The following is an 8,888-nucleotide window of genomic DNA, read 5'->3' on the forward strand; positions in this document are numbered from 1 at the left end:
TTGAAAACCTTCAAAATTCTTGCTGAGCGATATCGCAATCGAGGCAAAAGACTAGCATTAAGATTCAATCTAATTGCTGGAATTTATAACTTGGAGCTGAGTGAAAAATGACTTATGAAAGAAATCTGTTATATGAACAACCAAATTCATGGAATTTTCAATCATCTGTTAACGTAAATCTCTTATACAAAATCTAGCCTATGATTAATCATTTTTTGATATTTTTTTCACTTTAATATAGGCACAGATGCAAAGTAAAACTCCTGAGAATATCCAAACATAAGCACCGACGAGAACAGGTTCACCTTTTTTACCATCTATAAATAAAATGGTGGCAAGACCATAGCACATCATTGCTAAAGTTATACAGCTCCAACGAAATGATTTAGGATCATTATCATTTAATAAAAAATATGTAAAAACGAGGGATAGATTTGCCCAAATTGGAAAAACTAAAATAATGGGAAAGATCAAAAATTGTAAAAAAAATGAATATACAAAAAGTTCATATCCTTTCATGCCATCGAATACAGGAAGAAACCATGAGATGATCAGAATTAAAATTGCCATTAATGAAAAAAAATCGACAATTTTTTCTTTAAAAAAAAATTTCATCATGAATACTTTATAAGTAATTAATCGCAGTTTACATCAAATGTTTCGCTGATATACAGAACATAAAAAAGCCCAACATCCTGTCGGGCTTTTTCGTATTGGTTCGCTTGGCATAACTCCTGTCGTTCCGCCGATCCTTGTGCGATTATTTATTTTTATTCTGCGGAACGTCCTGTTCTCTTATAACTTCATAATATTGAATACAAGAGATTGTGAATATCCGCAAAATTCCTAAAGTCATGTGTGCTCAGGGGTACAAAATTGGTAGATTTTTACTCCAAGAGTTGTCCGCAGAAATTGTGGATAATTTAATTAAGCGCTGGCTTGATAACGCAGAGAAAAACGACAATTTGATCCGATATTGATCAAATTAATTAGCAAGATGTATCAAAATTTCTCAAAAAGAAATCGACTTATTTCCAAGTCGGTTTCTTGTTGTTTTTTATGGGGGTGAATTTTTTAATTATATGAAAAAACAGGACATTTTAAATGGTTTATCGCATAGACATTTTAATTGGTGAATAACAGCTTTAAATTTTATCATAAGCATCAATATCTTAATCAAAGCCGCTCCAGTAAATAGGGCACTGGAATGGCTTTTTTGTGATTAATCACGTTCAACGTATCATTAGCTATAAAACTGACATATATTGCTAAAGTTAAGCTTACAAATTTCTGAAGAAATTTTATACCTGAGATAAAAACTTCTCAATCGCCACTTGTGCAATTTCTGCATCTTGAAATGACTTTACCCCAGACACGCCCATTGCACCCACCAATTGCCCTTCATACAAAATCGGCTCACCACCTTCCAGCATGCCATTAAACGTCTGCATGGTTAAGAAACCCATCTGCCCACCTTTTATCAAATCTTCAAACAATTTAGATGGGCGCTTACTGATGGCTGAACATTTGGCTTTTTCTAAACATAAATTTGCTGTCATTGGCGATGCGCCATCCATACGTTTCATCGCCAATAAATTGCCTGTATCATCCATTACCGCAATGCTGACATTAAAACCATTTTCGACTGCATAAGCATGTGCTGTGTTAAGTAAAAATTCTGCATCTGCCAGAGTTAAATAATGCTTGGTTTTCATTTAAAAATCCTTTTCTTAAAAAACTGAACTTAAAACAACAAATAAAGCCCACAGCAGGCTGCGGGCTTTATTCTAAAGCAGAAATTACCAATTTAAATGAAAATTACTTCATTTCAGCAAAAACTTCTTTCGCCATTTCAATGGTAAATGCAATATCTTCATCGCTATGTGCGCTTGAGAAGAAACCGGCTTCAAATGCAGACGGTGCAAGGTTAACACCACGTTTCAGCATGCCATGGAAGAAAGTGCGAAACGCATCTACATCACATTTCAAAATTGAATCAAAACCAGTGATTTCAGTTTGATCTGTAAAGTAAATACCAAACATTCCACCTACTTGCTGCGTAAAGAACGGAATGCCCGCCTCGTCTGCAGCAGCTTGTAAACCAGCAAGCAAGCCTGCCAATTTTTCAGTCAAAGTTTCATAGAAGCCTGGTTTACGCAAATGTTTAAACATTTCAATACCAGCACGCATTGCAAGTGGGTTGCCTGATAGTGTGCCTGCCTGATACACCTTACCCAGCGGCGCGATGCATTCCATTACTTCGCGTTTACCGCCAAATGCACCGACTGGCAAGCCAGCACCAATGATCTTACCTAATGTGGTCAAGTCAGGCGTTACGCCATAATGCGCTTGCGCACCACCAAGACCGACACGGAAACCTGTCATCACTTCGTCAATGATAAAGACAGAACCATGCTCATCACATACATCACGGATCGCTTGCAAGAAACCGTCAATTGGTTTCACCAAGTTCATGTTGCCTGCAACTGGCTCGACAATCACACCTGCAATTTCTGAACCGAATTTTGCAAAGCATTCTTTCAGCATCGCAATATCGTTGTACGGCAGGGTTAAAGTGTGTTTGGCGAAATCAGCAGGAACACCTGCAGAAGTCGCTTCGCCTTCACCTTTAGTGAGTAAGCCTGAACCCGCTTTAACCAAGAGTGAATCTGAGTGACCGTGGTAGCAACCTTCAAATTTTACAATCTTGTCACGGCCGGTATAGCCACGAGCAAGACGAATGGCTGTCATAGTCGCTTCAGTCCCTGAATTAGTCATACGAACCAATTCAATAGACGGCATAATTTCGCAAATAATATCCGCCAAAGTCGTTTCATGAACGGTTGGCGCACCAAAACTTAAACCATCAACAGCCGCTTCTTGAACCGCTTTAATAATGTCGGGCTGCGCATGACCTAAAATCATTGGGCCCCAAGAGCCGACATAGTCGACATAGCGTTTTCCGTCTACGTCATAGAGATATGCGCCTTGCGCTTTTTCGATAAATACCGGTGTACCGCCTACACCATTAAATGCGCGTACAGGAGAGTTTACGCCGCCAGGAATATGCTTGCTGGCTTGTTTGAATAATTGTTCTTGCTTAGCAGATAAGCTCATAAAAATTCTCTACTTATTCAATCTAAAAAATAAAATTAAGCTTGTTCAGCAAAAAGCTCAGACCATTCATAAACACGACTGCTGACAGCAGACATTGAACGACCTAATACATCACTAATCACAGCACAAAGATCAGCACCCGCTTCAATCACTTCAGCAGAATTTTCTACAGTTAAACCACCAATTGCACAAATAGGTACATTTAGTTTCGCTTTGGCTTGTTTTAGCGTTTCTAAGCCAATATTGCCTGCTTCAGGCTTAGTTTCAGTCGCAAAAATGGCGCCAAAAGCCACATAGTTTGCACCGTCTGCAATCGCCTGCTCAGCCAGTTCTAAAGAATTATTACAGCTTCGACCGATCAAAACATTTTTAGGTAAACGTGCTACAGCTTCAGCAATTGAACCGTCATCTTGCCCTAAATGTACACCCACACCATATTGAACTGCAGTTTCGAGATCGTCATTAATAACAAAAGGCACTTTGTATTGATTACACATATTTTTCATGTATTCAATTTCATAAGCCTGATCTTCTTTTGCCACTTTTTTACGGCGATATTGCAAAACAGCGACTTCATAAGTCGCCATCGCGCCTTCAAGTTTGGCTAAAAGCAATTCTATAGGATCATCATTGGTAATGAGGTATAAACCACGCATAGTTCAATCACAACTTAAAACTTTTGAATATTATAGCGATTAGGTCTATGAAATGTTGCTTGGGGCATAAAATTTTAATATTTTCCCGCTGTGAAAGCTATATTCCTTTTCACAAGACTGCTTATATAAATGTTTAATTGAATTGTCTGTAAAAAATGGAAAAAAATCACTATTTTTAGGTATAGAACAAAACTGATACAAATTATCTAATAGCGAAACAGAAGAATACAAAAAACAGCGCATAAAAACAAAACACTTGATAAGAATAAAATATGCAACCTATTAGACTTTTTGGTGCTTGGTAAGAAACGTTTTGGGGAGCGTTCAGAGCATCAAAAAGTCTAGCCTATTTTTTTTGTGAACATTTTTGTGGTTAAATCTTTCAAACAATAGACCATTTCTAAGGCCATAAAAAAAGCCTAGAGAAGGTCACTCTAGGCTTGGAAAACTGGGGTTTATCGACTTTTCATCTTATAGATAGTAAGTAAATAAATAATATGAACATTATTAGACTAATCACTCTATTTTTGCAAGTCATTTACTCAAAAAAATCACACCTAGATCCATAAAAATTAAACGTTTGATTAATAAACAATTAACTATCAATCTTATCTAAATTGCGGTCTTTTAAGCTTAAGTTCCCCTTCACAATATCAGACAGCATGCGCCAATCGGAAATAAAACTGTACAAAGGTTGCTTGAAACTAGCTGGCTTATTTTTTTCAAAGAAAAAATGTCCGACCCATGCACAGGCATAGCCTGAAACCAGGCCATAAGCAAAATACTTTGGTTGTCTTTTTAAAATTGCTTTTGCAAAGAAATAGAGTCCAATACTGCTGCCGGTGGCATGTAAACGACGACTCATAATATTTCGATGTTCAGTCAAATAAAATCGATAAAATTGCGAATAGTCACGAATCGGTAACTGAAATTCGGGCTTTAAGTTTCGATTAAACTCGGGTTGTACTTGTGAATTCATGTTGTGCTCATCCTGAACTTATTTTAACCAACATAGCTCAAAACTCGCTCATTTTAAAGGCGTAAAATTTTATTTTGCTCCCATGTAACTCAAGCAATAGTAAATTATACAATTGATGGAATATCCATCTTTTAAAACTTTTCTTCGTCCAAAATCAGAGTTTTCAAATCCGTCAAGTCTTACTTCTCAACTGTTTTTCGCTACAATCGATACGCGTTTAGCTCATAGAAAATTTACGCGCATTTTAGTTTTTCATTTTTATAAAAATTTAAAGATCGCTTCATGCCAGATCATGAAGTTGTGACATCAGGACAGAAAACCATGGTTGAAGTTGAATTAAAGTTCCAGATTCCAGAAGCACGTCGAACCGCATTATTAAAAGCACTCGATCCAAAAAAATCGGAACAAATTCAACTTAAAGCTAAATATTTTGATACCCCAGATCGAAAAATGGCACAGCAGCATGCAGCTTTGCGTCAACGTTTAGAAGGAGCGCGCTGGATTCAAACTCTAAAAGCTGCAGGTAAGAGCCACATTGAACGGTTTGAACATAACTTAGATTTGGGTGAAGTTGAACAAGCTCCTGCTTTAGATTTATCGGTCTATGCCAATGAAGCTGAAGTTCAATCGGTTTTAAAAACCACTTTAGGCGATCAGCAAGATTCGCTACAACTTCAATTTGAAACAGATATTCTCAGAACTTATCGCGTCATAGAGTTTGAAGATGCCAAGATCGAAGTTTGCTTAGATGTCGGCTGTATCCGCAGCAACAGCACAGAAACAGAAGTTCATGAAGTTGAATTTGAGCTTAAAAGTGGCTCTATTCAATCACTCCTTGCCTTTAGTTTCGAATGGGTTAAAAAGTATCATTTATGGTTGGATGTTCGCAGTAAAGCGGAAATCGGTAACTTGCTGGCATTGAATCAAACTGTGAGTCCAGCAGTTGAGGCTAAAGAATTTCAACTCAGTAAAAAAGATACTGCCGCAAAAAACTTACGACTTTTAATTGCACAGGAAATGCAGCATCTTCTGCCTAATATTGCCGCAATTTCTGCAGGTGTGGCTCAGGCTGAGCACATTATACAAGCTCAGAAAGCACTCCATCATTTACAATTAACCATTTCGCTATTTAAAGATTGGAACAGTGATATCGTTGAAAAATGGGCTGTGCAATTAGGCGCATTTAAGCAGCAATTTGAACAATTACACCATTTTGAACACATGCAAAATACCTTGGGTGGCTTTTTACAAAACCCAACGACTTCAGAAAATTTAACTAAAGATATTTTGTATGCCAAAGAGAAGTTAGGCAATTTGGTTAAATCGACTCAAAATGTGCATCATTATCTTGAGCTTTTAATGTTTAGTTTGAAAGTCGATGAAGCACCGCAACAACATGATTTTAAATGGTATGCTCAAACTACCCTTCAAAACCAATATAAAGCCCTGCAAGAGGCTTTAAATGATGCCGACATTAACAATTTTGAAAGCTTAGATGTGCTTTCTCAGCGCATACAAGAGCTTAAATTTAGCTTCCCAATTTTGACGTCTATTTATGATGTAAAAAACTTGCAGAAATACAGTAAAGCGCTTAATGATGCACAAGTCGCGGCTCAGGAATATCAAGTCCTTTCCTCTTCTGCACAATATATTCAGCAAACAGAGCTAGAAGCTAGTGATTGGTTTGTTCTCGGCTGGTTGACTGCAAAACAAGAGGTTTATGCAGATAAGCTATTAGAAGCGACAGAACAATTCCTTGTGAGTCGAAAACTCATTAAGTAAAATCCAAAAGGGAGATTCAATGATTCTCCCTTTTTATTTGCATCCCACATTGTCATATAGATATTCATTTGTTGAACATTCAGATTCAAAGTCGGCTAATTTCAATTCATCATTTCCTTAGTTTGACTCAGTTACATTGAAATATTTTGAGAAGCTATTATTTTTGTTTTCTAGGTAAAAACTTTTAAAATAAGCTATCTGAAAAATTAGATTCAGGGTGGTTTTATGTTGAAAAGTCACATACCTGTAATTCATCCCCTATTTTCATTTTCACTTATTTTTATCATTTTCCCATTACTGAGTGCTTGTAGTGAACAACATAAGCCTGTGCAAAGTACCGAATTAAGGCGCACGGCATCCTTACAAGTCGAAAAGCCGCTTTCTCCAACTCAAAACTTTGATCAGACACGACGAACCTTTAAAGTCCTGCGCAATAATAATGAGGACTATGGTGATGAGTCTTACCAAATCAAAACCGATGCTGGCACACTGAGTATTTACAGCATGAACTTAAATCCGCAACAAGGTCAGCTACTATCCAGCGTCAAGTCTGGAGAATGTCTAACTCTATCGAGTCAAAGCGACAATTTGATTGCGGTTGATGGTTATATCAGTGTGATGGAATTGGGTGACATTAAAATTCACCCTTGCAAATGAACTTCAACAAGGTATTTGCATATCAGTCATTCAAAAAAACTAAGAAAAGTGCGTTAAGGCTACGCTGCTATTGGGAGTTTAATTCATGATCCATACTGATTGGACCTTGTGCTAACAACCCCCATGATTTCATCGCATTACTCACCATGCGTTGTAATTGTGTCAAGGCCATACCATCACGTGCTTGCATGGTCATCCCTTGTAATAAGGTCATATAAAAATCAGTCAATTGTTCTGCATGAGCCAAACTTTCAATTTCCGAATTTTGCACGCCTATAGCGAGCCGATCCATAATTTTAGTTTTGGTATAGGCACGACGTTGTTTGAGCTGTTCTTGTACGGTTTGGTTTTGCTGTGAACAATTCATTGTTGCCACCACCACCATACAACCTTTAGGTTTATTGGCTTGTACCAAATGCTGAATACTGTCATATAGGTACAATTCCATCGCAATTTTAGCTGTTTGACCTGCTTGTAGAATTTTTTCGGCAGGTTGAACTTCGTGTTCACTGTAGTATTCAATGCATTTTTCAAAGAGCGCCGTTTTGTCGCCAAATGTGCCATATAGGCTAGGTGCTGTGATATTCAAAGCTAGAGTTAAATCACTGATGGATGTTCCTTCATAGCCAAATTGCCAAAATAACATCATGGCTTTTTCTAAAGCTTGTTGTTCATTAAAACATTTAGGTCGTCCACGCTTCTTGACCAAATCAGCTGAATTAGCGTGCATATTTTCCTGCTTTGAATCATTCATCATAAGCTAACATTTATATTTTATAACGTTCACTAATAAAATAATTGACGCTCATAAATTAATCAAATAGTTTATTTTTATAACAGTCACTATTAAATTAAATAATTAAGGTGTAACGCTATGAATCCGCATGCTACAGCTTTAAAACCAGATAAACAGTTGACGCAGCAGCCTGATGAATCTTCTCCTAATCAAGGGAATTGGTTTGCAATCCTCACAGTTGCCATTACAGCTTTCGCACTAGTCACCAGTGAGTTTTTACCTATTGGTGTGTTAAATGCCATTGCTCTTGATTTAAAGATTAGTGTAGGTACCGCAGGTTGGGTGATTACCCTCCCTGGCATTATGGGTGCGATCGCAGCGCCCCTGCTTTCTGTTGCTGTGAAGCAACTTGACCGTCGTATCTTAATGATTGCTTTAACCGTGATTATGGTCATTTCTAATTTTATAACTGGCTTCGCAGAAAGCTTTGCACTGTTGTTGTTTAGCCGTTTTCTACTGGGTATTGCTATCGGTGGATTTTGGGCAACAGCCATAGCTTTGAGTGGACGTGTCGCACCCAGTCATCTCGCCATAGCCAAAGCCACTGCAATCGTCATGGCGGGCGTCACTTTAGCGACGGTATTAGGTGTTCCATTAGGCACTTGGCTAAGTGACTGGTTAGGTTGGCGTAGTGCATTTCAAATCATTGCAGCAATCGGAATCATCATTTTAGTTTTAGAAATCAAATTCCTGCCAAAACTTCCACCAACATCAGCTATTCGATTTAGTGATTTACCTGCACTGATTCAACATGATAAAGCACGTAAAGGACTGATTATTAGATTTCTTTCATAAGTCATTTTTCACTCAGCTCTAAGTTATAAATTCCAGCAATTAGATTGAATCTCAATGCTAGTCTTTTGCCTCGATTGCGATATCGCTCAGCAAGAATTTTGAAGGT

General features: G+C 37.6%; 8 protein-coding genes and 3 pseudogenes. 4 read left to right on the forward strand and 7 right to left on the reverse strand.

Annotated features, from left to right (window positions below; translation table 11 throughout):
- Window positions 1–111, forward strand: a pseudogene (locus FTU65_RS15605) (IS5/IS1182 family transposase); the annotation flags it as partial.
- Window positions 112–204: 93 nt separating this feature from the next.
- Here FTU65_RS15605 and FTU65_RS15610 read toward each other — a convergent pair.
- From FTU65_RS15610 to FTU65_RS15630, 5 genes are all read right to left on the reverse strand, one after another.
- Entirely contained in the window at window positions 205–618 is a 414-nt protein-coding gene (locus FTU65_RS15610) for a hypothetical protein (RefSeq protein ID WP_180012255.1), read from the reverse strand.
- A gap of 683 nt (window positions 619–1,301) precedes the next feature.
- Window positions 1,302–1,715, reverse strand: coding sequence for a heme-binding protein (locus tag FTU65_RS15615; RefSeq protein ID WP_180012253.1), 414 nt, complete (start codon window positions 1,713–1,715; stop codon window positions 1,302–1,304).
- Window positions 1,716–1,818: 103 nt separating this feature from the next.
- Window positions 1,819–3,117: a glutamate-1-semialdehyde 2,1-aminomutase gene (gene hemL, locus FTU65_RS15620; RefSeq protein WP_180012251.1), complete on the reverse strand. Its 1,299-nt coding sequence runs from the start codon at window positions 3,115–3,117 to the stop codon at window positions 1,819–1,821.
- Window positions 3,118–3,152: 35 nt separating this feature from the next.
- Window positions 3,153–3,773, reverse strand: a complete 621-nt coding sequence (thiE, locus tag FTU65_RS15625; RefSeq protein ID WP_078188828.1) for a thiamine phosphate synthase — start codon at window positions 3,771–3,773, stop codon at window positions 3,153–3,155.
- A gap of 595 nt (window positions 3,774–4,368) precedes the next feature.
- On the reverse strand, window positions 4,369–4,752 hold the full coding sequence (locus FTU65_RS15630; protein ID WP_168378946.1) for a DUF962 domain-containing protein: 384 nt from the start codon (window positions 4,750–4,752) through the stop codon (window positions 4,369–4,371).
- A gap of 321 nt (window positions 4,753–5,073) precedes the next feature.
- Here FTU65_RS15630 and FTU65_RS15635 point away from each other — a divergent pair, with 321 nt between their 5' ends.
- Both FTU65_RS15635 and FTU65_RS15640 read left to right on the forward strand, forming a co-directional pair.
- Complete coding sequence (locus FTU65_RS15635; protein WP_180066064.1) at window positions 5,074–6,534, forward strand: inorganic triphosphatase; 1,461 nt, start codon at window positions 5,074–5,076, stop codon at window positions 6,532–6,534.
- Window positions 6,535–6,759: 225 nt separating this feature from the next.
- Complete coding sequence (locus FTU65_RS15640) at window positions 6,760–7,191, forward strand: hypothetical protein (protein WP_180012250.1); 432 nt, start codon at window positions 6,760–6,762, stop codon at window positions 7,189–7,191.
- Between the two features lie 67 nt (window positions 7,192–7,258).
- Here the strand turns inward: FTU65_RS15640 and FTU65_RS15645 are convergent, their stop codons facing one another.
- Window positions 7,259–7,945 carry a TetR/AcrR family transcriptional regulator gene (locus tag FTU65_RS15645; protein WP_180012257.1) on the reverse strand — a complete coding sequence of 229 codons (687 nt, stop codon included), beginning with the start codon at window positions 7,943–7,945 and terminating at the stop codon, window positions 7,259–7,261.
- A 120-nt stretch (window positions 7,946–8,065) separates the two neighbouring features.
- Here FTU65_RS15645 and FTU65_RS15650 point away from each other — a divergent pair.
- A pseudogene (locus FTU65_RS15650) lies at window positions 8,066–8,776 on the forward strand (MFS transporter); the annotation flags it as partial.
- Window positions 8,777–8,783: 7 nt separating this feature from the next.
- On the opposite strand, the pseudogene FTU65_RS15655 reads toward FTU65_RS15650, so the two are convergent.
- Window positions 8,784–8,888: pseudogene (locus tag FTU65_RS15655) on the reverse strand (IS5/IS1182 family transposase); the annotation flags it as partial.

It is taken from the genome of Acinetobacter sp. YH12129, assembly GCF_013418685.1.
Classification (GTDB): domain Bacteria; phylum Pseudomonadota; class Gammaproteobacteria; order Pseudomonadales; family Moraxellaceae; genus Acinetobacter; species Acinetobacter amyesii.

Bases quoted from the DNA above. Each gene is read 5' to 3' on its own strand.
- FTU65_RS15610 (WP_180012255.1), bottom strand. From the start codon at position 618: ATGATGAAATTTTTTTTTAAAGAAAAAATTGTCGATTTTTTTTCATTA.
- FTU65_RS15615 (WP_180012253.1), bottom strand. From the start codon at position 1,715: ATGAAAACCAAGCATTATTTAACTCTGGCAGATGCAGAATTTTTACTT.
- hemL (WP_180012251.1), bottom strand. From the start codon at position 3,117: ATGAGCTTATCTGCTAAGCAAGAACAATTATTCAAACAAGCCAGCAAG.
- thiE (WP_078188828.1), bottom strand. From the start codon at position 3,773: ATGCGTGGTTTATACCTCATTACCAATGATGATCCTATAGAATTGCTT.
- FTU65_RS15630 (WP_168378946.1), bottom strand. From the start codon at position 4,752: ATGAATTCACAAGTACAACCCGAGTTTAATCGAAACTTAAAGCCCGAA.
- FTU65_RS15635 (WP_180066064.1), top strand. From the start codon at position 5,074: ATGGTTGAAGTTGAATTAAAGTTCCAGATTCCAGAAGCACGTCGAACC.
- FTU65_RS15640 (WP_180012250.1), top strand. From the start codon at position 6,760: ATGTTGAAAAGTCACATACCTGTAATTCATCCCCTATTTTCATTTTCA.
- FTU65_RS15645 (WP_180012257.1), bottom strand. From the start codon at position 7,945: ATGAATGATTCAAAGCAGGAAAATATGCACGCTAATTCAGCTGATTTG.